22 protein-coding genes and 5 tRNA genes are annotated in these 22,038 nt (G+C 68.9%); 8 read left to right on the top strand and 19 right to left on the bottom strand.

From position 1 onward, the window contains the following. Positions 1 to 70: 70 nt before the first annotated feature. Together ABH936_RS00135 and ABH936_RS00130 are read right to left on the bottom strand one after the other, a co-directional pair. Positions 71 to 784, bottom strand: coding sequence for a hypothetical protein (locus ABH936_RS00135; RefSeq protein ID WP_404601969.1), 714 nt, complete (start codon positions 782 to 784; stop codon positions 71 to 73). Continuing rightward, positions 781 to 1,260 carry a thioesterase family protein gene (locus ABH936_RS00130; RefSeq protein WP_006945998.1) on the bottom strand — a complete coding sequence of 160 codons (480 nt, stop codon included), beginning with the start codon at positions 1,258 to 1,260 and terminating at the stop codon, positions 781 to 783. The genes ABH936_RS00135 and ABH936_RS00130 overlap by 4 nt, the downstream gene beginning before the upstream one ends. 102 nt (positions 1,261 to 1,362) lie before the next feature. Here ABH936_RS00130 and ABH936_RS00125 point away from each other — a divergent pair, with 102 nt between their 5' ends. Then, positions 1,363 to 2,334 carry an acyl-CoA thioesterase gene (locus tag ABH936_RS00125; protein ID WP_404601966.1) on the top strand — a complete coding sequence of 324 codons (972 nt, stop codon included), beginning with the start codon at positions 1,363 to 1,365 and terminating at the stop codon, positions 2,332 to 2,334. A gap of 122 nt (positions 2,335 to 2,456) precedes the next feature. Then, a complete protein-coding gene (locus tag ABH936_RS00120; RefSeq protein ID WP_006945991.1) occupies positions 2,457 to 3,053 on the top strand; it encodes a GNAT family N-acetyltransferase in 597 nt (198 codons plus the stop codon). A 525-nt stretch (positions 3,054 to 3,578) separates the two neighbouring features. Here ABH936_RS00120 and ettA read toward each other — a convergent pair. From ettA to ABH936_RS00065, 11 genes are all read right to left on the bottom strand, one after another. Next, positions 3,579 to 5,261 (bottom strand): energy-dependent translational throttle protein EttA, encoded by a 1,683-nt coding sequence (ettA, locus tag ABH936_RS00115; RefSeq protein ID WP_006945958.1) that lies wholly within the window; start codon positions 5,259 to 5,261, stop codon positions 3,579 to 3,581. Between the two features lie 115 nt (positions 5,262 to 5,376). Continuing rightward, positions 5,377 to 5,883, bottom strand: coding sequence for a single-stranded DNA-binding protein (locus tag ABH936_RS00110; protein ID WP_074046193.1), 507 nt, complete (start codon positions 5,881 to 5,883; stop codon positions 5,377 to 5,379). A 306-nt stretch (positions 5,884 to 6,189) separates the two neighbouring features. Beyond that, entirely contained in the window at positions 6,190 to 7,863 is a 1,674-nt protein-coding gene (locus tag ABH936_RS00105) for a GTPase family protein (protein ID WP_404601963.1), read from the bottom strand. Beyond that, entirely contained in the window at positions 7,860 to 9,575 is a 1,716-nt protein-coding gene (locus ABH936_RS00100) for a dynamin family protein (RefSeq protein WP_404601961.1), read from the bottom strand. The genes ABH936_RS00105 and ABH936_RS00100 overlap by 4 nt, the downstream gene beginning before the upstream one ends. A 186-nt stretch (positions 9,576 to 9,761) precedes the next feature. Then, positions 9,762 to 11,033: an iron uptake transporter deferrochelatase/peroxidase subunit gene (gene efeB / locus ABH936_RS00095; protein WP_186318467.1), complete on the bottom strand. Its 1,272-nt coding sequence runs from the start codon at positions 11,031 to 11,033 to the stop codon at positions 9,762 to 9,764. A gap of 109 nt (positions 11,034 to 11,142) precedes the next feature. Beyond that, positions 11,143 to 12,321, bottom strand: coding sequence for an iron uptake system protein EfeO (efeO, locus tag ABH936_RS00090; RefSeq protein ID WP_131940777.1), 1,179 nt, complete (start codon positions 12,319 to 12,321; stop codon positions 11,143 to 11,145). Further along, positions 12,318 to 13,187 carry an iron uptake transporter permease EfeU gene (gene efeU, locus ABH936_RS00085; RefSeq protein WP_131940775.1) on the bottom strand — a complete coding sequence of 290 codons (870 nt, stop codon included), beginning with the start codon at positions 13,185 to 13,187 and terminating at the stop codon, positions 12,318 to 12,320. The genes efeO and efeU overlap by 4 nt, the downstream gene beginning before the upstream one ends. A gap of 276 nt (positions 13,188 to 13,463) precedes the next feature. Next, positions 13,464 to 13,537, bottom strand: a tRNA-Arg gene (locus tag ABH936_RS00080). A gap of 59 nt (positions 13,538 to 13,596) precedes the next feature. Beyond that, positions 13,597 to 13,672: transfer RNA gene (locus ABH936_RS00075), tRNA-His, on the bottom strand. A gap of 88 nt (positions 13,673 to 13,760) precedes the next feature. After that, complete coding sequence (gene orn / locus ABH936_RS00070) at positions 13,761 to 14,390, bottom strand: oligoribonuclease (RefSeq protein ID WP_404601957.1); 630 nt, start codon at positions 14,388 to 14,390, stop codon at positions 13,761 to 13,763. Positions 14,391 to 14,488: 98 nt separating this feature from the next. After that, positions 14,489 to 16,081 (bottom strand): YhjD/YihY/BrkB family envelope integrity protein, encoded by a 1,593-nt coding sequence (locus ABH936_RS00065; protein ID WP_404601955.1) that lies wholly within the window; start codon positions 16,079 to 16,081, stop codon positions 14,489 to 14,491. 174 nt (positions 16,082 to 16,255) lie between these two features. Between ABH936_RS00065 and ABH936_RS00060 the strand changes: the two genes are divergently transcribed. Then, positions 16,256 to 16,331, top strand: a tRNA-Lys gene (locus ABH936_RS00060). A gap of 150 nt (positions 16,332 to 16,481) precedes the next feature. On the opposite strand, the gene ABH936_RS00055 is transcribed toward ABH936_RS00060, so the two are convergent. From ABH936_RS00055 to ABH936_RS00045, 3 genes are all read right to left on the bottom strand, one after another. Continuing rightward, positions 16,482 to 16,631, bottom strand: a complete 150-nt coding sequence (locus ABH936_RS00055) for a hypothetical protein (protein WP_167539832.1) — start codon at positions 16,629 to 16,631, stop codon at positions 16,482 to 16,484. A gap of 174 nt (positions 16,632 to 16,805) precedes the next feature. Then, positions 16,806 to 16,881, bottom strand: a tRNA-Lys gene (locus tag ABH936_RS00050). Positions 16,882 to 17,034: 153 nt separating this feature from the next. Further along, positions 17,035 to 17,295, bottom strand: coding sequence for a DUF3618 domain-containing protein (locus ABH936_RS00045; RefSeq protein ID WP_006946019.1), 261 nt, complete (start codon positions 17,293 to 17,295; stop codon positions 17,035 to 17,037). Between the two features lie 87 nt (positions 17,296 to 17,382). On the opposite strand from ABH936_RS00045, the gene bcp reads away from it, so the two are divergent. Together bcp and ABH936_RS00035 are read left to right on the top strand one after the other, a co-directional pair. Continuing rightward, a complete protein-coding gene (gene bcp, locus ABH936_RS00040) occupies positions 17,383 to 17,853 on the top strand; it encodes a thioredoxin-dependent thiol peroxidase (protein ID WP_404601952.1) in 471 nt (156 codons plus the stop codon). 174 nt (positions 17,854 to 18,027) lie between these two features. Further along, positions 18,028 to 18,108 (top strand) — tRNA-Leu (locus ABH936_RS00035). Between the two features lie 232 nt (positions 18,109 to 18,340). Here the strand turns inward: ABH936_RS00035 and ABH936_RS00030 are convergent. Beyond that, the gene (locus ABH936_RS00030) at positions 18,341 to 18,727 is read right to left on the bottom strand and encodes a hypothetical protein (RefSeq protein ID WP_404601950.1); all 387 of its coding nucleotides are present in this window, start codon (positions 18,725 to 18,727) and stop codon (positions 18,341 to 18,343) included. A 97-nt stretch (positions 18,728 to 18,824) separates the two neighbouring features. On the opposite strand from ABH936_RS00030, the gene ABH936_RS00025 reads away from it, so the two are divergent. Continuing rightward, positions 18,825 to 19,013, top strand: a complete 189-nt coding sequence (locus ABH936_RS00025; protein WP_404601948.1) for a hypothetical protein — start codon at positions 18,825 to 18,827, stop codon at positions 19,011 to 19,013. Continuing rightward, on the top strand, positions 19,010 to 19,993 hold the full coding sequence (locus ABH936_RS00020) for a hypothetical protein (protein WP_404601946.1): 984 nt from the start codon (positions 19,010 to 19,012) through the stop codon (positions 19,991 to 19,993). Before ABH936_RS00025 ends, ABH936_RS00020 begins: the two co-directional genes overlap by 4 nt. 12 nt (positions 19,994 to 20,005) lie before the next feature. Here the strand turns inward: ABH936_RS00020 and rdgB are convergent, their stop codons facing one another. Both rdgB and rph read right to left on the bottom strand, forming a co-directional pair. Continuing rightward, the gene (gene rdgB, locus ABH936_RS00015; RefSeq protein WP_074046187.1) at positions 20,006 to 20,629 is read right to left on the bottom strand and encodes an RdgB/HAM1 family non-canonical purine NTP pyrophosphatase; all 624 of its coding nucleotides are present in this window, start codon (positions 20,627 to 20,629) and stop codon (positions 20,006 to 20,008) included. Then, positions 20,626 to 21,393: a ribonuclease PH gene (rph, locus tag ABH936_RS00010; protein WP_006945987.1), complete on the bottom strand. Its 768-nt coding sequence runs from the start codon at positions 21,391 to 21,393 to the stop codon at positions 20,626 to 20,628. Before rph ends, rdgB begins: the two co-directional genes overlap by 4 nt. A 321-nt stretch (positions 21,394 to 21,714) precedes the next feature. Between rph and ABH936_RS00005 the strand changes: the two genes are divergently transcribed. Then, positions 21,715 to 22,038 (top strand): leucine zipper domain-containing protein (locus ABH936_RS00005; RefSeq protein ID WP_404601943.1); only part of this gene is annotated, 324 nt, incomplete at its 3' end.

Raw genomic sequence — 22,038 nt, 5'->3', positions numbered from 1 at the left:
ATCCCCCGCCCGCGCGGCCCACCCTTGAGGTGCGCAAACCCGCGTCAACGACGCCGCGCACCCCGAACCGTCAGCGCACGAGAACGTGCCCGACGTCTGTCGAGACGCGATGCCAGCGGGCCGTGCCGTACACCGTCGCGACGTCACCGACGGCGAATCCGAGCGCGTACAGCCCGAGCGCGGCCCCGGTGGGCAGCCCGTCGGCGCCGCCGAGATCACCCTCGATCGGGCGGTTCCAGACGCGTTCACGGAGCTGTTCGACGGCTGCGGCACCGGCGCCCTCGGGGGTTCCGGTGGCGACCTCCTCGATGCCGACGCGCGCGACGTGCACGAGACCGTCGACGGGCAGGCGCGCCAGCGGCGACCATCCGCTGCGCGGGGGCGTGACAGCAGCCCAGGACGTGCGCACCGTCATCGGCGGGATCTCGAGCGTGAAGGCGCCATCGGATTCATCGACGACCTGGGGGCTTGCACCGGGCGTGGCGTTCGAGACCGCACCACGCGGCGAACCGCGGCGAGCCAGACGATCGGCGACCGCCGCCAATGGGACGACGACATCGACCGCCTCGTCGACGGCGCGCGCGAGCGGCAGCACCCGCAACCCGATGACGGTGCCCTCGCCCATGAGTCCGCGGCCCTTGCGCACGCCGACCCACGCGGCGAGCGTCGATCCACTCGCCTGGAGGCGGATCGCGCCGTCGGCGTCGAGCGTGCGCGCGCGGGCGAGGTACGTCGTCAGGTCGGCGGCGACCTGGGCGTCGGCGAGCTCCAACCCGTCGCTCACGCCGAGGCCTCGCGGCGCTTCTCGGCAGCGCGGTGGCGGAACGGCACGGGCGGGCCGACGAAGCGTCGCAGCTGCGTCTTGTCGTGCTCCTCGAGCCGGCGCGGCTGCTCGGTCTGGAAGTCGTAACCGACGAGCGTCGTCTCCGCGAGCGCGTACGTCGTCGAACCGTGCCCCCCGTCGCGCACCTCGTACCCGACGTCGTACGCCGCGCCGCCGAGGTGCGTGATCCACATGGCGACCTCGATCGGCTCGATGCGGAACAGCAACGGCGCCCGGTACTCGATCTCGTGACGCGCGACGATGATGCCCTCACCGACGACGGAACGCTCACGACCGAACCACTGCGCGAACGCGAGGATGCGGGCGTCCTCGAGCAGACGCAGGAACTGGACGTTGTTGACGTGGCCGTAGGCGTCCATGTCCGACCACCGCAGCGGAACGGGCACGACGGAGGCATAGTCGGGCGCGTAGGTCATGGCGGTCATTATCCCCCGCGCCCAGGCCCGATCACCAACCGACGGCGGTGTCATGTCACGCGGTTGCGCGCGGGAGGCGCCGTTCATGGGTAGCCTCGCCTCGTGACTTCCCTCGTTTCGATCGAACCGTCCGACGACCCGGTCGGCGACCTGCTGAACATCCTCGACGTCCGCCCGGTGGGCAGTGCGACGATCTCCGCGTCCTTCGACGAGGACGGTGAGCGCCGCGTCGACCTCGGTCAGAGCGCTGCGGACCTGTTCGTCGGCGAATCGCAGCCGCAGCCGCACGGGCGCATCTTCGGCGGGCAGGTTCTCGCGCAGTGCATCGTCGCGGCCGGCCGCACCGTCGGTGAGGTCAAGCCCGGGGTGCCGCGCCACATCCACTCCCTGCACGGGTACTTCCTGCGCCCGGGGGACGCTGCGCAGCCGGTGCGTTTCGCCGTCGAGCGACTACGTGACGGTGGGTCGTTCTCCGCGCGGCGCGTGCACGCGATCCAGAACGGCGCGCCGATCCTCAGCGTCATCATGAGCTTCCAGGAGGACGCCGGCGGCATCGACCACCAGGTGACGATGCCGGACGTGCCGGCCCCCGAGTCGCTGCCCACGACCGCGGACATCGTCGGCGACATCGATCACCCGATGGCGCAGCACTGGGCGCGCGGACGCGCTGTCGACGTCCGACACGTCGAGGGCGGGCTCTATCTCGCGCCGGCGGACGAACGTCAGCCGTTCCAGAACCTGTGGATGCGCACACTGCGTGAGGTGCCGAACGACCCGCTGCTCAGCGCTGCGATCCTCGCGTACGCCTCCGACTACTCGATGCTCGAGGCGGCCATGCGCGCCAACGGCATCGCCTGGTCGTCACCCGGGTACCGCGCTGCGAGCCTCGATCACGCGATGTGGTTCCACCGACCCGTGGATCTGACGCAGTGGATCCTGTTCGCGCAGGAGTCACCCTCGACGTCGGGTGGGCGCGGCCTCGGCGTGGGGCGCATGTTCACCGAGGACGGCACCCTCGTCGCCACCGTCGCGCAGGAGGGCATGATGCGCCTCAAGGACGCCCCCCGCCCCTGACCTCGCGTACCGCCATCCCCTGCACGACTGCGATTCCCGTCCCCATCTGCGATGTTCGTGCCCATCCGCGGTTCTTGGTCACATCCGTCGGGCTGCGACGCATGGGCGCTACGTTGAGGGGCATGACTGATTTCGACGCTGACATCACGCTGACCGGGTCCTTGGTGCGGTTGGAGCCCTTGACGCTCGAGCATCATGACGGCCTCGTGGACGCCGTCAACGACGGCGAGATGTGGACGCGCTGGTACACGAGCGTTCCGCGCGCTGACGGTGTTCGCGCGATGATCGAGCAGCGCCTCGCATGGCGCGAGTCGGGGTTCATGGTGCCGTTCGTCGCGGTGCGGCTGGCGGACGAGCAGGTGTTGGGGTGCACGACGTTCTACGACATCGTCGACGCGGTGCCGCGCGTGTCGATCGGCTACACGTGGAATCGCGCGTCGACGCACGGCACGGGCACGAACGCGGAGAGCAAGTTGTTGCTCATGACGTACGCCTTCGAGACGGTCGGGGTCGAGTGCGTGCGGTACGAGACGAGCTGGATGAACCAGCAGTCACAGGCCGCGATCGAGCGTCTCGGTGCCAGGCGTGACGGCGTGTTGCGCGCCGATCGTCGCGAGGGCAACGGCGCATTGGGCGACAAGGTTGTCTATTCGATCCTTGCGCACGAGTGGCCGGCCTCGAAGGCTTCTCTCGAGGCGCGCCTCGCGAAACGGCGCTGACCCGTCAGCCCGACGGTCCGGATCCCCAGACCGCGGCACTGACTGCGCCGGCGATGCCGGCCGGGTCTGACGTCGCGGCGGCACCACGAGCACGCGTCATGACGCAGCCCTTCCCCGAGCCCAATCCGTCCCCCACCTCACGACGCAGGGACAGCGGACAGTGACCCGGCGCACCATGGACTCTGGATGACAGCAACGCCCCTCACGAACACCGAGCGGGCGAGGTGTGAGTGAGAGGCGTTGCTGTCATCCAGCCCGAAGGCCTGTCGCACCGAGGTGGCGCGGCGATCCTGGGCGAGCCCGCGAGCTCAGGATCCGCGCCGCCCGGAAGACGGGTCGAGGGAGTATCAGTCGCGTGTCCTTTCCGCGACTTCGTCAGCGCTTGCTGCAGCAGGATCCTCGCTTCGCTGCGGTCCTACCTTCGCGCGCTTGATCCTCAGTCGCGTGTCCTTTCCGCGACTTCGTCAGCGCTCGCTGCAGCAGGATCCTCGCTTCGCTGCGGTCCTACCTTCGCGCGCTTGATCCTCAGTCGCGGGTGAGCCGGCGGTGTGTGACGCGGTGGGGGCGTGCTGCTTCGGCGCCGAGGCGTTCGATCTTGTTCTTCTCGTAGGCGTCGAAGTTTCCTTCGAACCAGTACCACGCGGCGGGGTTCTCGTCGGTGCCTTCGTAGGCGAGGATGTGCGTCGCGACGCGGTCGAGGAACCAGCGGTCGTGGCTGATGACGACGGCGCAGCCGGGGAAGCTGAGCAGCGCGTTCTCGAGGGATCCGAGGGTTTCGACGTCGAGGTCGTTGGTCGGTTCGTCGAGCAGCAGCAGGTTGCCGCCCTGCTTGAGGGTGAGGGCGAGGTTGAGGCGGTTGCGTTCACCACCGGACAGGACGCCGGCCTTCTTCTGCTGGTCGGGGCCCTTGAACCCGAACTGCGAGACGTAGGCGCGTGCGGGGATCTCGACCTGGCCGACCTGGATGTGGTCGTTTCCTTCGGAGACGACCTCGAACAGAGTTGATTCGGGGTCGATGCCGGCGCGGTTCTGGTCGACGTAGCTGATGTTGACCGTCTCACCGATCTTCACGGTGCCGGCGTCTGGCTCTTCGAAGCCGACGATCGTCTTGAACAGGGTCGTCTTGCCGACGCCGTTGGGGCCGATGACGCCGACGATGCCGTTGCGCGGCAGCGTGAACGACAGCCCGTCGATGAGGACGCGGTCGCCGAAGCCCTTCTTGAGGTCGTTGACCTCGATGACCTGCGCGCCGAGGCGCGGGCCCGGCGGGATCTGGATCTCCTCGAAGTCGAGCTTGCGGGTGCGCTCGGCTTCGGCGGCCATCTCCTCGTAGCGCGCGAGGCGTGCCTTCGACTTCGTCTGGCGGGCCTTCGCGTTGGAGCGGACCCACTCGAGTTCTTCCTTGAGGCGCTTGGCGAGCTTCGCGTCCTTCTTGCCCTGGACGGTGAGGCGCTCCTGCTTCTTCTCGAGGTACGTCGAGTAGTTGCCCTCGTACGGGTAGAGACGACCGCGGTCGACCTCGCAGATCCAGCCGGCGATGTTGTCGAGGAAGTACCGGTCGTGGGTGACGGCGAGGACGGCGCCCGGGTAGCTCGCAAGGTGCTGTTCGAGCCAGAGGACGGATTCGGCGTCGAGGTGGTTGGTGGGCTCGTCGAGCAGGAGCAGGTCGGGCTTCTGCAGCAGCAGCTTGCACAACGCGACGCGGCGCTTCTCACCACCGGAGAGGACGGAGACGTCGGCGTCACCGGGCGGGCAGCGCAGGGCGTCCATGGCCTGCTCGAGCTGGGAGTCGATGTCCCACGCGTCGGCCGCGTCGATCTTCTCCTGGAGCTTGCCCATCTCCTCCATGAGGGCGTCGAAGTCGGCGTCGGGTTCGCCCATCTCGGCGGAGATCTCGTTGAACCGGTCGAGGTCGACCTTGATCTGGCCGAGGCCTTCCTCGACGTTGCCGCGCACGTCCTTCTCCTCGTTGAGCGGCGGCTCCTGCAGCAGGATGCCGACGCTGTAGCCCGGGGACAGGCGTGCCTCGCCGTTGCTGGGCTGGTCGAGCCCCGCCATGATCTTGAGGATGGTGGACTTGCCGGCGCCGTTGGGGCCGACGACGCCGATCTTGGCGCCGGGGTAGAACGACATCGACACGTCGTCGAGGATCACCTTGTCGCCAACGGCCTTGCGCGCCTTGGTCATGGTGTAGATGAACTCAGCCATGCGCCCGAGGCTATCGGTTGCAAGCCGTTCGACGCGACTTTCCGCGGCGCGTGCGGGGCCCGACGTCCGCCCGGCCGGGCGGTGACGTGCTCACCGTCCGGCCGGCCTCGCCGTCTCAGGCGTCGACGAGCGCGCGGCGCCCCTCGGTGGCTTCCTCGTCGGACGCGGGTTCGCTGCGGCCGAACTGCTCGTTCTCCACCGTGCGCGTCACCTCCGTGACGATGTCGTCGGCGAGGCGGTCGGAGCTCGGGATGACGGGGTCGGAGCACTTCGTGAACGACGTCTGCCCGAACTTGTGGGAGGCGCCGATGTCGTGCGCGTCGATCTGCACGCTCATGCGCTGCGAGCCGTCCTGCGCGACGTACTGACTGAGCCGCAGCCGACCCGAGACCATGACGTGCTGACCCTTCGCGAGCGAGTGATAAGCGTTGCCCGCGAGCGTGCGGAACGCCGTCACGCTGAAGAACTGCGACGCACCGTCGCTCCACGTGTTCTCCTGCGCGTTCCAGCGGCGCTCGTTGACCGCCATCCGGAACGCGAGGAACGCATCCCCTGTCTTCGTCTGGCGCAGCACCGGGTCGGTGACGACGGTGCCGCTGATGTCGATCGCTACCTCGTTCATGGTGGTTCCTCCACTGCGGCCGCGGCCGCGTCAGGCGTCGCGCCGGCCACCTCGGCCGGTCGTGATCCCGACGCTAGGCAGGTTCGTCCGCCCCGCGCGTCCCACCGTCACCGATGCTGTGGATAGGCCCTCCCGAGCGCTGCCTGGGAGGGCAGATTCACAGCTGGCACGCCTCGCCTGGGGACGGCCGCGACGCAGCGTCACCATCCCCAGCCCGGAGCCGAACCACGGTGCCCCCGCGCCTGACCCACGGCCGTACCGTCCGCAGAGCCCCCACCCACCAGCACCGCAACCATCGCCCGCGGCTCAGGCCGACGCCTGCGCGAGCGCCCGTGCCGTGTCGTCGTGGCGCCTCACGACCGCCTCGACGGGCGCGATGATGCGCTCCGACGCCACCTGCGCGATGGCCTCGTCGAGGCGCTCCTGCGCATCCTGACGTGCGCGTCGGGCTCCCGTCCGAGCGAGGGTCCGCGTGAGGACCGTGAGCAACAACCCCGCGAGCAACCCGCCGCCGAGCATGACGAGCGGGATGGGCAGCCAGTCACCCGCCATCGTCGGGACGCCCACGTGGATCTGCATCGTGCCGAGCAGCGCGAGCACGATCAACCACGCGGCCCCGGCCAGCGCGACACCGGCGAAGGCCCACTGCAGCGCCGACGCCGCGGCCCACCAACCCGGGAAGCGTCCGCGCAACGGCGTGCGCAGCACGGCCTGGTCGAGCGCGTCGGCCATGGCGCCGTCACGCCCCGTCGCGGCGCTGCGCACCTCGTCTGCCCAGGGGTCCGGCAGGCCGTCCGCAGCCTTCTCCCCTAGACGCCTCGTCGCGAGGTCGACCGCAGCGCGCGCGGCCGGCGTCGCGGGAGGCAGCGACGACTTGCCGAGCACGACGCGCCGATCACCGCGGCTCATGCCGTCGGACACCTGCTTGTCGAGCCCGAGCCGCGCGAGCGGCCGCGCCTTGAGCTTCTGCGACCATCGCGTGAACGGCCATCCGGTGCGCCGTGCCGCCTCTGTGCGGTAGTCGCGCTCGACGGCGTCGAGCACCACCCCCACACCGGCCGACTGCGCGAAGGCGGAGACGAGCTCGGCGTTCGTCCCACTCGTGCGATGCTCGCGCACCGCTCCGACGTGCGAGCTGAGCCGCTGGGCCTGATGCCGCAGATCGCCCGCGAGGCGCCGATCGGCGGCATTCTTGGCCTGCACGACGTCCGCGAGAGCGTCGACGAGGGTCGTCACACCGCCGTCGACGACCGTCGAGGTGGGCAGCACGAGCGCGTCCGTCAGCCCGTCCTCGACGAGGAGGCGACTCAGGTCGGCGAGGCAGCTGTCGGTCCCCTCCGGCGTCAACCGATCGGCCTGGTTGAGCACGACGATCGACGTCGCCTTCGCGACCGCGAGCTGACGGACGTACTGCTCGTGCAGCACCGCGTCGGCGTACTTCTGCGGGTCGGTGACCCACACGAACAGATCGCACAGCTCGAGCACGCGATCGGCCTCCGCACGGTGCTCACGCACACGGGAGTCGAAGTCGGGAAGGTCGAGCAGGACGAGCCCGTCGAGCTCGGCATGGCGTGGCATCGCGGCGTGCACCTGATGGCGTGAAGGCACGTCGAGCCAGTCGAGCAACTCGCTCGGAACGCTCTCACCCCAGATCGCCGCGGCGGCCCGTGACGTCGTCGGGCGGCGCGCGCCGACCCGCGAGACGGGCTCGCCGACGAGCGCGTTGAACAGGCTCGACTTGCCGGAGCCGGTCGCCCCGGCGAGCGCGACGACGGTGTGGTTACCGCCGATCCGTGAGCGCTCGGCGACGCGCGCCAGCAGCTTGCGGGCGACGGCGACATCGTCCGCGGGCAAGGCGGGCCCACCGAGCGTCAGCGCGCGTTGCAGCGCGGCGGCGCGGCCGTCGACCTCCTCGCGCGTGATGGGGGCGACGACCTCGGCGCGTTCGCGCCGCTCGCGTCCGAACGGCTTCCAGCTCATCGCGCCTCCTCGACGTGGGTGAGCGCCGTCTCGATGCGAGCCGCCGCCTGCTTCGGCAAAGCCACCTCACCAAGCGCAGCGTCGTAGCGACGTTCCTCGGCGGCGAAGAGCGCCTCGACGCGCTCGATGAGCAGACCGCGGGCCGCTTTGGCGAGCGAGCGGACGGCCTGGTCGCCGAAGATCGCCTCGAGCAGGCGCTGCGCGAGCACGGACGAGCCGGCGGAGATGCCGACCTCAGCGCCAGTCAGGCCGCCGGTCGAGGCGAACGTCACGATCATGAGCAGCACGGCGATGCCGTTGACGCCGAACGCGAGAAAACGCGCCGTCGAGCGCTTCTCACCGGCTTCGGAGCGGACGAGCTCGAGCACGTCGCCCTGCCAGTCGCGCACGAGCCGCTCGATGTGGTCGGCCACCTGCGGACTGGCTGAGGTCAGCTTGGGGTGACGCGCCACGAGCGGTTTGCCCGCGTCGTCGAGGCGCCAACCGCGGCCGGCGTCGAGGGCTGCCGATTCGGCGTGTGAGGTGACGAGCTGCGCCACCCCGGACTGCAGCGCCTCCCCTAGATCCCTCGCGGGTGCGGCCTTCTCCGTCCGCGCGGTGAAAAGAGCGGAGACGCGGTCGCGCAGGCGGCTGACGCCGGCCTCGAACTGCTTGAACAGCTCACCCGTGCCGACGAACTCCTGCCACCGCGCGAGCACCTCGCCGCGCAGCAGCGTGCCGTCCTCAAGACCTTCGGCCACCTCCTGCAGGTGCTCGCGATAGGCCTCGTGGGCCACGTCGCTCAGCCGGGCGTGGGCGTCCTCCTGGGCCCGCGCCGCCGTGACGCTCGCCCGTGCCCGCGGCGCCAGCGAGTCGAGGGCGCCGTCGAGGGTGCGGCGGATGACGGCCTGCCGCGACATTGCGTCACTCGCGAGCGAGTTGAGCCACTCGGTGATGCGCGCGACTTCGGCCTGCGGCAGCATGCCGAAGTCGTCGAGCGGCGATTCGGCGACCGCGAACACCGGCGCACGGCCCAGCCCCTGCGCGGCGAGCATGCGCGCGAGGTCGGCCTGCACCTCGTCGATCGCCTCGCGCGGCACCCGGTCGAGGACGACGGCGACGGACGTCCCGCGCTCCGTGGCCTGCTCGAGCATCTCCCACGGCACCGCGTCGGCGTAGCGCACCGCGGTCGTGACGAACAGCCACAGGTCGGCGGCCGACAGCAGCTGTCGGGCCAGGTCGCGGTTCGCGGAGACGACGGAGTCGATGTCGGGCGCGTCGAGCAGCGCCAGCCCGCGCGGCACGGACGCCGACGCGACGAGCCGCAGCGACGACGGGTCGTCACCCTGCGTCGCACTGCCGGTCAGGCGTGACAGGCCGGGCAGCACCCGCTCGTCGATGAACCAGTGCGTGTCGCTCGGGTGGTGGATGAGAACCGACGCGCGCGTCGTCGGGCGCAGGACACCCGAGCGCGTCACCTGCTCGCGCACGATCGAGTTGACGAGCGTCGACTTGCCCGCACCCGTCGATCCACCGATGACGGCGAGCAGCGGCGCGTCGAGCGATTCGAGGCGGGGCATGACGTAGTCGTCGAGTTGCGCGACGAGCTCGTGCTGCGAGCGCCGAGCGACCGCCGCGTCAGCCGTCTCGAACGGGAGGACGTTGGCCGCGACGGCGGCGCGCAGCTCACCGACTGCTGCGTGCAGCCGGGCGGCGTTGAAGGGTTCGTTCACCCTGTCAGTCTTGCCGGTGCACGCGTGCGGCTCAACTCGCTCGGCGCATCGACCGTTCCCGGATGCCATGACGGCGCTGTGGCATCGACGCCTGATGCCCTGCCGACCACGTCGCCATCCCGCGCGCTGCTACCTCCGAGCGTCGTCGCCTTTAAGCGTCGTAGCGCTTCGAGCGTCGCGGCGCCGTCAGCCCTCGAGCAGCGTCTGCCCGACGTAGGAACCGTCGCGCGCACCCGGCGGAATGGCGAACAGCCCGGATCCGGTGTGCTGCAGGTATTCCATGAGGGCATCCTCGCGGGACATGCGCATCTGCATCGGGATGTACTGCGTCGACGGGCGGCGCACGTACGCGAGGAAGAACAGACCCGCGTCGAGGCGACCGAGCGCATCGTTGCCGTCGGTGAAGTTGTAGCCGCGCCGCAGCATCTGGACGCCCTTGTTGTTCTTCGGGTGGGCGAGGAAGACGTGCGAGTTCTTGGCGATGAGGGGCTTGTTCTCGCGGCCGGTGACGTCGAAGCGCGGTTCGTCGAACTCCTTGCCGCCCGACAACGGCGCTCCTTCGACGCGGTCGCGGCCGATGAGGGTCTCCTGCTCGCGCAGGCTCGTGCGATCCCACGTCTCGAGGTGCATCGTGATGCGGCGCGCCACGAGATACGAGCCGCCGGCCATCCAGTCGGCTGCGGCGTCGTCGCCCTTCGAGACCCACACGTGCTCGTCGACGACGTCCTGCGACTCGGCCTTGATGTTGGCCGTGCCGTCCTTGAACCCGAACAGGTTGCGCGGCGTCGCCTGCGCCGTCGACGTCGAGCTGGTGCGCCCGAAGCCGAGCTGCGCCCAGCGCAGCGCGGCGAGGCCGAAGGCGATGCGGGTGAGGTTGCGGATGGCGTGGACGGCGATCTGCGGGTCGTCGGCGCAGGCCTGGACGCAGAGGTCACCGCCGCTTCGATGCGGGTCGAGCTTGTCGGCCGGGAAGTGCGGCAGCTCGCGCAGTTCCTTCGGCTGCTTCTTCGCCAGGCCGAAACGATCCTTGCCGTCGCTCGTGCGGAACAAGGTGGGGCCGAAACCGAACGTGATCGTCAGGCCGGCCGCGCCGAGCCCGTCGGCCTCACCCGTGTCGGCCGGGGGGGCGTCGTAGGACGTCACCTCGTCCGACGCCGGCAGCCCGCGCATCATGCGTTCGGCGGCGGAACTCCAGGCGCGTAGGAGCGTCTCGAGGTCGTCTCGGGTGCTCGCGGTGACGTCGAACGCGGCGAAGTAGAGCCGGTCCTGTGCCGGGGTGACGATGCCGCTCTGGTGGGCGCCGAAGAACGGGTAGGTGCGCGCCGAGGCGTCGGGAGCCGGGTTCGCGGAAGCCTGAGAGGCACCCCACCCCCCGGCGAATCCGGCCAGCCCTGCGGCTGCGCCGCCTCCTGCGACACCGAACATCCCGCGGCGCGACAGCTGCGTCACTTCACCCATCCTTCTGCACGTCGTGTCGATCCGCCCTGACGCGGATCCGGTCGCTGCGATCGTCGTGACAACCACCGTCGAAGCGCCCCACCCAGGGTAGGGCGCCTCGACGCCGGTGTCAGGACGTGACGGTCGCCGTCAGCTTCGACAGCGGTTCGCTGAGCGCGTTGACCGCGTCGGAGAGTTCCTTGACCTCGGCCTTCGACAGCTTGTCGTAGCTCTCGAAGACGGCGTCGTCCCCGGAACCGGAGACGCGGTGCTTGTCGAGCAGCTTCTGCAGCGCCGCGAACTTCGTCGCGATCGACGTGTCGAGCTTCGCGTCCTTCTTCTTGAGCAGCGGACGCAGGTTCTCCCACGCGATGCGTGCGCCGTCGACGTTTCCCTGGAAGTCGTAGAGGTCGGTGTGCGACCAGATCTCCTCCTCGCCGGTGACCTTGCCCGTGGCGACCTCGTCCATGAGGGACTTCGCGCCGTTGGCGATCTTGTCGGCGGTGAACGTCGTCGTCTTGGTGCGCGTCTCGAACGTCTTGGTATCGCTGAGGAGCTGGTCGGCGATCTTGTTGCGCTCGGTCTTGCTCATCGCGGTGTAGCCCGACTTCGGCGGCCACAGATCCTTCTCGATCCGGTGCCAGCCGGTCCACTCCTGGCCCTTCTCGAGGTCGGCCTCGCGCAGGTCCATCTTGGGGTCGAGGTCACCGAACGACTCGGCGACGGGCTCGACGCGCTCCCAGTGCAGGCGCGCCTTCGCGTACAGGGCGCGCGCCTCGGCGTCCTTGCCGCTCTTGTAGAGGTTGACGAACGTCGTCGTCTGCGCGCTCAGCTGCGTCGCCTGATCCTTGACGTAGGCCTGGTACTGCTTGTCGGCCTCGTCGACGAGCGCCTTGTCGGCCCCCGTCGGTGTGAGGTCGGCGCCCGAGTCGGTGACGGTGAACTTCGACTGGATGCCCTTGCCGACCATGCCCGGCTTGCAGGCCGTGTAGTACGTGCCCGGCGCGGCCTTGACGACGAGTTCACGCGTCAGGCCCGGTGCGATGTTCTCGACCTCGCCGACGATGCGGAGGCGGTCCGAACCGAGCAGGTAGAACTCGGTGACCTTGTCGCCGTCGTTCTTGACGCTGAACGACAGGGTGCCCGAGGGCGCCTCCGAGGCCGAGACCTTGCACTCGCTCGCCGTGGAGGAGACCGTCAGCTTGCCGTCGCCCTTGGAATCCTTCGAGTTGCTCGTGCACCCGGTGAGCGCCAAGCCGGCGATGCTGGTGAACGCGAATGCCCGTGCGGTGCGGGTGGGGAGAATCATGCTGTTGCCTTCTGCTTCGTGGCCACGGCGGAGCCCGAGGCCTTCGGGGGGTGGGGTGCGCGCACGCGCACGATGAACATCGGCAGGACGATCGCGATGTAGGCAACCCAGACGGCGAGCTCGAACCACGTCGTCGCCGGTGAGAAGTTGAACGTCCCCTTGAGCAGCGTGCCGATCCACGACGACGGCGGGATCTGTGCGCTGACGTCGAACGCGAGGGAGTTGAGGCCCGGCAGCACACCGCTCTCCTGCAGGTCGTGCACGCCGTACGCGAGGACGCCGGCCGCGACGAAGATGAGGAAGCCGCCGGTCCAGGTGAAGAACTTCGACAGGTTGAGCGACAGCGCACCGCGGTAGAGGAGGCAGGCGATGACGACGGCCGTCAACAGGCCGAGCCCGGCGCCGATGAGCGGCGCGCTCGACGAGCCCTCCCCCGAGCTCGCAGCCTGCGTGGCTGCCCACAGGAACAGGGCGGTCTCGAGGCCCTCACGGCCGACGGCGAGCATCGCCACGACGACGAGGGAGGCGCGCGAGGCGTCCGCGGCGCGGTCGACGTGGCTCTTCAGATCGCCCGACAGGCTGCGGGCGGAGCGTGCCATCCAGAAGATCATCCAGGTGACGAAGCCGACGGCGACGATGGACAGCGTGCCACCGATCGCCTCCTGGGCCTCGAACGTCAGGCCGCGGGGGCCGTACGTGAGGGCGGCGCCGAAGGCGAGGGAGATCGCGATGGCGGCGGCGACGCCGAGCCAGATGCGCCCGAGCAGGTGGCGCCGACCCGACTTCACCAGGTAGGCCACGAGGATGACGACGACGAGCGACGCCTCCAGCCCCTCTCGAAGCCCGACCAGATAGTTGCCGAACACCACGCACTCCTCACAGCCAAACGTTTAGGTAAGGCAAACCTAAAGCATGGAGGAGCCTGAGAGTGCATTGGGGTGGTATGAGGGCATGGTGATGTGACGTGATTCGCGTCGCGAGGAGGTGATGCGGGGCCCACGACCCCGATGTGGCGGAGGCGGGCGGCTCAGCACGCGGAGCAGGGGCGTCATGAGCGAGTCATGGGCCTGGCATCCGCGCGCGGCGATGCAGCGTCACCTGAGCACAGCAGCGCAACGCACGCCGCGGTCGAGCCGCTTCGGTGCCCCCGGCGAGATTCGAACTCGCGACCTAGAGATTAGAAGGCTCTTGCTCTATCCAGCTGAGCTACAGGGACTCACCCGCCGAGAGCGGGTAAACAAGAAAACCCCCAGATCGCTCTGGGGGCCACTTGCTTGGGGTGAGTAACGGGACTTGAACCCGCGACATCCTGGACCACAACCAGGTGCTCTACCTGCTGAGCTATACCCACCATGCGCCGTCCACGTCACCGTGTCAGGCAGCGCGGACGAATATACCCGAAATAGGGCCGCCGCGCCCAATCAGGGGCGCGTCCGGCGTCAGGGGCCAACCTCGTAGCGCTTGGCGATGACCTGCGCCTCGTTCGACGTCGGGCCGGGAGCGGGCACGAAGACGGCCTCGCGGTAGTAACGCAGCTCCGCGATCGACTCGCGGATGTCGGCGAGGGCGCGGTGGCCGCCGTGCTTGGCGGGCGCGTTGAAGTAGGCGCGGGGGTACCAACGCCGCGAAAGTTCCTTGATCGACGACACGTCGATCGTGCGGTAGTGCAGGTGCCCCGCGAGCTGCGGCATGTCGCGCTCGAGGAAGCCGCGGTCGGTCGAGACCGTGTTGCCACCGAGCGGCGCCTTCCCGGCCTCGGGCGCATGCTGCATGACGTACTCGAGCACGAGCGCCTGCGCTTCCTCCATGCTGACCCCTTCATCAAGCTCGCGGAGCAGCCCGGACCTGGTGTGCATGTCGCGCACGAAGTCACCCATCTGCTCGAGGGCTGCCGGCTCGGGCTTGATGACGACGTCGACGCCGTCGCCCAGCTGGTTCAGCTCGAAGTCGGTGACGAGAGCGGCTACTTCGATGAGGGCGTCGTTCTCCAGGTCGAGGCCCGTCATCTCGCAGTCGATCCAGACGATGCGGTCGGTGTGGGCGCGGTCGTTGTCAGTCACGGCGAACATCCTAGCGAGCCTCGCGCCCGCCATGACGATGCCGCCCCACCCCGCGTTCGGCGGGGTGGGGCGGCAACGTCATGCGGCGAATCGCGCTGAGCAGGTGCTCAGTTCGCCGTCGTGTTCGAGAACCAACGGCGACGGCGCTCCTCGCGCTCCGCCGTCACGGCGCGGTACTCGCGCGTGTTCGGGTGCTCGTAGCGGTTGCGGGCATTCTCGACCTCGGCCCACTTCTCCTCGAGCGGACGCTCGGCCTCGGCCTTCTTGTGCTGCTTCGCGCGCTCGGCCTCCGCCTTCTTCTGCTCGGCCTCGACTTTGTGACGCTGCGCGTCACGACGCTCCCGCTCCTCACGCTTGTGGCGGCTCTCGGCGAGCGCACGACGGCGACGCACCTCGCGCGCCTCGGCGATCTCCGCCGCCTCGCGCTCCGCGGCGTCGTCCGTGGCGCGACGACGCGTCACGCCGTCCGCGCGTGAGGCGCCGGAGCCGTCCGCGAGGTCAGGGGCCTCGTCCTTCGTGGCCGCGGCGAGCGCCGGAGCCGCTTCCTGCGTCTTCGACTGCGGACGCGTCGGACGCTTCTCGCTCGAGCCGGCCTGAGCGGCCATCGTGCGCTCGTCGGAACGCTCCTTGGGAGCCTCGGGCAGCATCGTGCGGACGGCCTCGTCCGGCACGCCGGACGACAGGCGCAGGGCGTGGGCCTGCTCGACGAGCGCGTCGTACTTCTCTGCCTTCTTGTCGATGCCCTTCTCGTCACGCACGGGCAGGAGGATGAGCTCCTCGGCCGGGTAGCCGGTCTTCAACTGGCGCGTGCGCAACGTCTCGGAGTCGAACTCCGCACCAAAGAGCATGGCGAGGTTCGTGATCCACAGCCACAGCAGCAGGATGATCGGCGTCGCCATCGGGCCGTACGTCTTGCCGTAGTTGCCCATGTTGGACACGTACCAGGCGAAGGCGATCGTCCCGATCGCCCAGATCACGAACGCGAGGACGGCGCCCGGGTTGAACATCGCCTGCTTGAAGGGACGCTTCACGTTCGGCGTACCCCAGAACAGCAGCGAGATGATGAAGATGACGACGACGATGACGAACGGCACCTTCGCCCAGTCCCACACCGTCGCAGCCTGCGTGCCGAGACCGACGGAGTCGAAGATCTGCTCCGCGATGCCACCCGAGACGATGAGCGAGAACGCGGCGAGGATCGCGAGGACGAACGCCACGATCGTGACGAAGTAGAGCCACGGCCGCAGCTTGAAGACGGGGCGGCCCTCGGCAACGTCGTAGATACGGTTGCTCATGCGTGAGAAGGCGTTGACGTAGCCCGACGCCGACCACAGCGACAGCAGGATGCCGAGGATGAAGGCGAGGCCGGCGCCGCCGCCCTGCAGGTTGTTGATGAAGGTCGTGAACCCCTCGGGGATGTCGTCCTTGTTCTTGCCGACGATCTCCGCGATGGCTTCGATGACGCTGTCCGTCGTCTTCTGCCCGTTGCCGAACAGCCCGATCGTCGAGACCGCCGCAATGATGGCGGGGAACATCGCCTGCACCGAGTAGTAGGTGAGCGACGCTGCCAAGTCGGTGCACTGGTCCTGCGAGAACTTGGCCGCAGCGCGCTTGAACGCGACCTTGTAGTCGGGTTTGGCGTCGAGCTTCGGCGGATCGCCGTACGGGCGCTCCACTCCGGCTTCAGGAAGGCTCGTCATGAGTCGTCTCCGGTGTGTTGTGGTCAGAACTGTTCTGTCTCGAATCTATCGCCCCGATCGCGCCGCGTCCCATCCCCCGCTGGGCGCGTCGGAGGCGTATCGTGCTGCGCCGCACGCGAGGCGCGGCTCGAAGTTGGCCCGAAATGCCGCTGTCGTCTATAGTTCTTTCTCGTTGCGCCAATAGCTCAATTGGCAGAGCAGCTGACTCTTAATCAGCGGGTTCGGGGTTCGAGTCCCTGTTGGCGCACCAGAAAAGCCGCTGCAGCAGAACGTCGTTAGACGTCGGCGCCGCGGTGTCGAAGGGCCGGTGAACACGTGTTCACCGGCCCGTCGTCGCGCGCCTTGACCGCGTCACGACGTCGCGCCAGGTCGGTTCGACGATCATCGGCGACGGGGACGCTCAGTCGGCGTCGTCGGTGGAGATGACGTCCGCTTGCGAGTTGAGCTCGTGGGCCGGCACCCCCATCTCCTTCTCGGCGTCGCTCTGCTCGTCTCGCGTCGTGTTCTCCTCGTTCGCGGACGTGGTGTTCTTGTCGTTCTCACCGGGCATGGTTGCCTCCCTGCGTTGGCGGCGTTCACTGTCGCCTCAACCCTTTCACGGGGCGCCCCGGGCCGCCATCACCTTGCGGGTGATGCCCGACCCGGCACAGGCGCCTCACGAGCCGGGGCACTCGAACCCGAGCATGCGAGAAGGCCCACCGTGAACGGTGGGCCTTCTCCAGATTGGTGCGCCAACAGGGACTCGAACCCCGAACCCGCTGATTAAGAGTCAGCTGCTCTGCCAATTGAGCTATTGGCGCAACGAGGACAAACATTACATGAACGGCAGCTGCGGGGCCAAATTCGTGTCAGCGCCTGCGCCTCCCCCGTCGCGACGGCTCGGAGAAACACGCGTGGCCCGCTCGTCGCGGGACGAACGGGCCACGTCGGGAGGCGCCGTGGGGCGCCCGGTGTCAGGAGCGAAGGCGCTTCGCGAGGCCGACGAGCACGAGCAGCCCACCGAGGCCGCCGAGACCCATCGCGACACGGTCGGAGCGCAGGTCGCCGTCAGCAGTGCGGGTCGCGTCGGTCAGCGCGAGGCGAGCGCTCTCGGTCTGACGCTTGGCGATCTCCTTCGGCTGCGCGCGGAACGCGAGCTCGTCGATCGTGCCGGCGAGGCGCGAACGCGACGCGGCGAGCTCAGCTTCGATCTGCTTGGCCGTCTTGGGTGCCATGGTGGGTCTCCTTGCCACATGCGGAAAATTAGGATCTTGACTCAAAGGTTAACGCACCAGACGGATTCGCTCAGGAGGACTTCACCCATGGCACGCCTCGAAGCTGGTACACGCGCCCCCGACTTCACGCTGACGAGTGACGCCGGCACCCAGATCTGCCTTGGCGACTACGCCGGCCGCAAACTCATCATCTTCTTCTACCCCGCCGCGATGACGCCAGGATGCACCACGGAGGCCTGCGACTTCCGCGACTCGCTCGCACCGCTGCAGGCCGCGGGCTACGAGGTCATCGGCATCAGCCCCGACGCGCCCGCCAAGCTCGCGACGTTCGTCGAGAAGGAGCAGCTGACGTACCCGCTGCTGTCGGACGAGTCGAAGACGACACTCGAGGCGTACGGCGCCTACGGCGAGAAGAAGCTGTACGGAAAGCCCGTCATCGGCGTCATCCGTTCGACGTTCGTCATCGACGAGAACGGCGTCATCGAGCTCGCGCGCTACAACGTCAAGGCCACCGGACACGTCGCGTCACTGAAGAAGGCCCTGAAGTTCGAAGCCTGAGCGCGCCCTGACGCAGGGTGGGCGCGGCCCCGCCGCGGTTCTGCCCCACGCAGGATGGCGTACAACTCACGTGCAAGCCCGTCACGACTCGCCTCCTCGTGAGTTACCTGCCATCCTGTGCAAGCGTCGGCGTCGGCATGGGCTCGAACGACGTGACGTAGGATCGTCGGCGCTGCGCCTGTGGCGGAATTGGCAGACGCGCCAGATTTAGGTTCTGGTGTCTTAGACGTGGGAGTTCAAGTCTCCCCAGGCGCACCGAGGACGAGGGCGGCACTCGCAGACGCGGGGCCGTCCTCGTCGCATGTCGAGTGCGGTGCTCGGGTGGGCTCGAGTTGACGGGCCCCACTCGGCAGGCGAGCGGCCATCGCCCGGATCCAAGACCCTCCCAGGTTGGCCCGCTCCCTCACCTCGCGGGCAACCGAGACCGATTCGCAACCGAAAACGCCCTCCCCTGACGTCGCGGCGGCTCTACTGTGAGCCCAGCACGTCACGACGCCCCAGCCGAGCACGAACGCCCCAGCTCGTCCCGGCCGGCGCACCCGTCGTCGGAGGAAGCCATGCGACACACCATCACGGCTGCAGTCTCACTCTGCGCCCTCACCACCCTCGTCGGGTGCTCGAGCGGATCGTCGACGAGCGGTGACGCCTCGTCATCAGCGTCGACGTCGGCCTCAGTGTCGGCGGCGTCAACGCCCCCATCGTCCACCGCCTCGGCTCCTGCGAGCGGGTCGTCGTCGGCAGCGCCGTCATCGAGTGCCAGCGGCACGAACGGCGCATCCTCGAGCGCAACGAGCGCCGGCGCCTCGAGCACGACGGTCCCCTCCCCGACCAGCCCGGCACCGTCGTCGTCCGGCGCGTTCAGGGTCGAGATCACCTCCGTCACATACGCGAACGGTGCGTACGACGCAGTCGTCACGACGCGCCCCGGCGCCACGTTCTTTCTGGCCCCGACCTCCCCGGGCGCCAACGGCATGTCACCGTCAGCATCGGCGGGGGGCGTCTGCACCGCGGGAACCAAGGGCGTCCAGGGCATGCTGACGACGTACTCGCTGCACTGCCCGGGCGAGCAGAATGCTGCGACCCTCCTCATCGTGCGCGCCGCGGGCGGCGGCTCGGGAGCCAGCGTCGCCACCCCCCTGGCTGTCGGCACGACGCCGTGAAGCGCGCCCGTCGCGCGATCGCGGTCGCGACGCTCCTCGCGCTCACCGGCTGCTCCGCGCAGGCCATCACCCCGGCGTCCCCGTCGTCGAGTCGCATGACGCGGCCCTCCGTCGTCCCCACCGTCGATCTGCCCGAGGGCACGGGCCCGACGGATCCGGATGTCCCCGCCGAAGGTTCGACCGATGCGCCCGAATTCGTCCCGACACAGATCTGGGTTCGTTCGGCGACCTACACCCGGGGCACGTACGCCCTGACGCTCGCGACTGCGCCCGAGGGCGACTTCGTTCTTCAGGACACGCGAGCCGCGGGCGGTGGGCAGCTCATCCCAGGAGGTGACGCCGATCCCCAGTGCAGCAAGACCTCGGAGAAGCCCCTTTCTGCACCGATCAAGGGTGCCCTGAAGAACGTCACCCACCTCGTGACGCTGACGTGCCACGTCACCGGCGAGCTGAAGCGTCCTGCCATCTCTGGCCTCTGGGGCGACGCCACGCACACGGGCGCGACCTCGGCGATCTTCGCGCTCGGCGATGCCAAGGCCCAGGGCAGTCCGCAGACAGATCCGGACGCGCCGATCCAGGCCGACCAGCCCGTCGACACGCAGGTCGTGTCCGCCCACTACCAGGGCGAGAACGTGACGGTGACGGCGTGGGCCACCGAATATGCCGAACTCACGCTCGCCGTCGCTGAGGCCCAGGACACGAATGAGTTCCCTGAGTGCACGACGGCCGTGTCGCCCGAACATCGCCCGGGTGTGAAGACGCCGACACAGCAACGGCTGTTCACGATCACCTGCTCGAACGTCAAGCACCCGACGGCGTGGGGGCTCGACGTCGCTCAGGCCACGGGAGAACTGGGTCAGGAGGCGGTCTTCACGAGCACGACCGTGCAGCTGCCGTGGAAGGCAGCGCCATCTGGTGCGCGGTCAGCATCCGCGTCGGTTTCATCGACGTCGGCGACGGCATCGACCTCGGCGAAGTAGCTCCGCCGAGCCTCAGACGAGCGCCGCCACCTGCGGCAGGATCGCGCGGAAAGCTCGCCCGCGATGGCTGATGGCAGCCTTCTCGTCCGCGGTGAGTTCGGCCATCGTCCGGCCGTCGGGCAGTTCGAAGATCGGGTCGTAGCCGAACCCGTTCATACCACGCTGATCGCGCGTCAGGCGCCCTTCGACGTGGCCGAACTCCACCTGCGTCGACTCGTCGGGAACTGCGAGCGCCACGCAGCACATGAAGCGCGCGGTGAGCTCGTCGGCGGGCACGTCGCCGGTCTGGGCGAGCAGCAGGTCGATGTTCGCCTGATCCGCGCCATGCGTGCCCGACCAGCGTGCCGAGAACACGCCCGGACAGCCACCGAGGACGTCGACGGCAAGCCCCGAGTCGTCGGCGAGCGCCGGCAGACCTGTCGCGCGCGCGACGTCATCGGCCTTGAGGCGCGCGTTCTCCTCGAACGTCACACCCGTCTCGACGGTGTCGGCCAGGTCGGCGAACTCGCCGACGCTCACGACGTCGATGGGCAGCTGCGCTGCGTCGAGCAGGTGCTGGAAATCCGCGATCTTGCCGGCGTTGCGGGTCGCGAGCACGACGCGGGTACGTGCCTCGGCGGGGCGAGCGTCGCTCACTGCAGGCGCTCGCGAGCGTCGGCGGCGAGAGCGTCGCGCTGCTTCGTCGTCAGGTCGGCGATGCCGTCGGCGGCGAGGTCGAGCAGGGCGTTGAGCTCGTCACGGCTGAACGGCGCACCCTCGGCGGTGCCCTGCACCTCGACGATGCCGCCCGAACCCGTCATGACGACGTTCATGTCGGTCTCCGCCGTCGAGTCCTCGGGGTAGTCGAGGTCGAGCACCGGCTGACCGGCGACGATGCCGACGCTGATCGCGGCGACCGAATCCGTCAGCGGCTTCGCCTTCTTCGCGATGAGACCGCGCGCCTGAGCGTCGGCGATGGCATCCGCGAGCGCTACGTACGCGCCGGTGATCGACGCGGTGCGCGTGCCGCCGTCGGCCTGCAGGACGTCGCAGTCGATGACGATCGTGTTCTCCCCCAGCGCCTTCGTGTCGATGACGGCGCGCAGGCTACGCCCGATGAGGCGGCTGATCTCGTGGGTGCGGCCACCGACCTTGCCCTTGCGCGCTTCGCGGTCGCTGCGGGTGTTCGTCGAGCGCGGCAGCATCTCGTACTCGCTCGTCACCCAGCCGGTGCCCTGGCCCTTGAGCCAGCGCGGCACGCCCTCGGTGAACGACGCAGCGCACAGCACGCGCGTGCGACCGAACTCGACGAGGCAGCTGCCCTCGGCATGATCGAGCCAGTTGCGGGTGATGCGCACCTCGCGCAACTGATCGGGGGTGCGGCCGTCGTGGCGGGGGGTGGGCGTGGCTGCGTCAGTCATGGCGTCAGCCTATCGAGTGCGGCGAGGCCTGCTGAGCGGCACCGCAGCCTGGAGATGCCGCTCGCGCTCGCCTGACGGCCGTGGACCCGACGATGGCGGGTAACTCACGCGTAGGCGAGATGTTTTCCGCCGAGGCGTGAGTTACCCGCCATCCTGTGGGGGCTCACACGCTAGGAGCGCCAGGTAAACGTCGGCTAGTTGTGATGACCAGGCACGTTGGTCGAGTCATTGCGACTCGTTGATCTGAACGGGTGACAAGCGAAGACCTCTCGCTGTGCAGTGGAGCTGTCTAGGTCCCACACCACGCACCGGGAGGTCTTCATGGCCCACGCTACCCACTCGAACGCCGCGCTCACAGTCCGCGCCCGCCTACGCCTGGCCCGCCTCATCATCGACGACGAATGGCCCATCGCCCGCGCAGCAGAACGCTACGACGTGTCCTGGAAGACCGCCGCGAAATGGGCCCGCCGCTACGAAGCTGAAGGCGCCGACGGTCTCCTGGATCGTTCCAGCCGCCCCCACCACCAACCGAACAAGACGCCACCACACATGGTCCGCAAGATCGTCAAGACCCGGCTGCGTCAACGCCTCGGACCCATCGAAATCGGCGCGAAACTGGGCCTGCCCGCCTCAACCGTGCACGCC

This window comes from Dermacoccus sp. GAS27A, from assembly GCF_044909235.1.
Classification (GTDB): Bacteria; Actinomycetota; Actinomycetes; order Actinomycetales; family Dermatophilaceae; genus Dermacoccus; species Dermacoccus nishinomiyaensis.
This window is presented reverse-complemented; position numbering and strand designations above follow the sequence as displayed.

Bases quoted from the DNA above. Each gene is read 5' to 3' on its own strand.
- ABH936_RS00130 (WP_006945998.1), bottom strand. From the start codon at position 1,260: ATGACCTACGCGCCCGACTATGCCTCCGTCGTGCCCGTTCCGCTGCGG.
- ABH936_RS00120 (WP_006945991.1), top strand. From the start codon at position 2,457: ATGACTGATTTCGACGCTGACATCACGCTGACCGGGTCCTTGGTGCGG.
- ettA (WP_006945958.1), bottom strand. From the start codon at position 5,261: ATGGCTGAGTTCATCTACACCATGACCAAGGCGCGCAAGGCCGTTGGC.
- ABH936_RS00110 (WP_074046193.1), bottom strand. From the start codon at position 5,883: ATGAACGAGGTAGCGATCGACATCAGCGGCACCGTCGTCACCGACCCG.
- ABH936_RS00105 (WP_404601963.1), bottom strand. From the start codon at position 7,863: ATGAGCTGGAAGCCGTTCGGACGCGAGCGGCGCGAACGCGCCGAGGTC.
- efeB (WP_186318467.1), bottom strand. From the start codon at position 11,033: ATGGGTGAAGTGACGCAGCTGTCGCGCCGCGGGATGTTCGGTGTCGCA.
- efeO (WP_131940777.1), bottom strand. From the start codon at position 12,321: ATGATTCTCCCCACCCGCACCGCACGGGCATTCGCGTTCACCAGCATC.
- orn (WP_404601957.1), bottom strand. From the start codon at position 14,390: ATGTTCGCCGTGACTGACAACGACCGCGCCCACACCGACCGCATCGTC.
- ABH936_RS00065 (WP_404601955.1), bottom strand. From the start codon at position 16,081: ATGACGAGCCTTCCTGAAGCCGGAGTGGAGCGCCCGTACGGCGATCCG.
- ABH936_RS00055 (WP_167539832.1), bottom strand. From the start codon at position 16,631: ATGCCCGGTGAGAACGACAAGAACACCACGTCCGCGAACGAGGAGAAC.
- ABH936_RS00045 (WP_006946019.1), bottom strand. From the start codon at position 17,295: ATGGCACCCAAGACGGCCAAGCAGATCGAAGCTGAGCTCGCCGCGTCG.
- bcp (WP_404601952.1), top strand. From the start codon at position 17,383: ATGGCACGCCTCGAAGCTGGTACACGCGCCCCCGACTTCACGCTGACG.
- ABH936_RS00025 (WP_404601948.1), top strand. From the start codon at position 18,825: ATGTCACCGTCAGCATCGGCGGGGGGCGTCTGCACCGCGGGAACCAAG.
- rph (WP_006945987.1), bottom strand. From the start codon at position 21,393: ATGACTGACGCAGCCACGCCCACCCCCCGCCACGACGGCCGCACCCCC.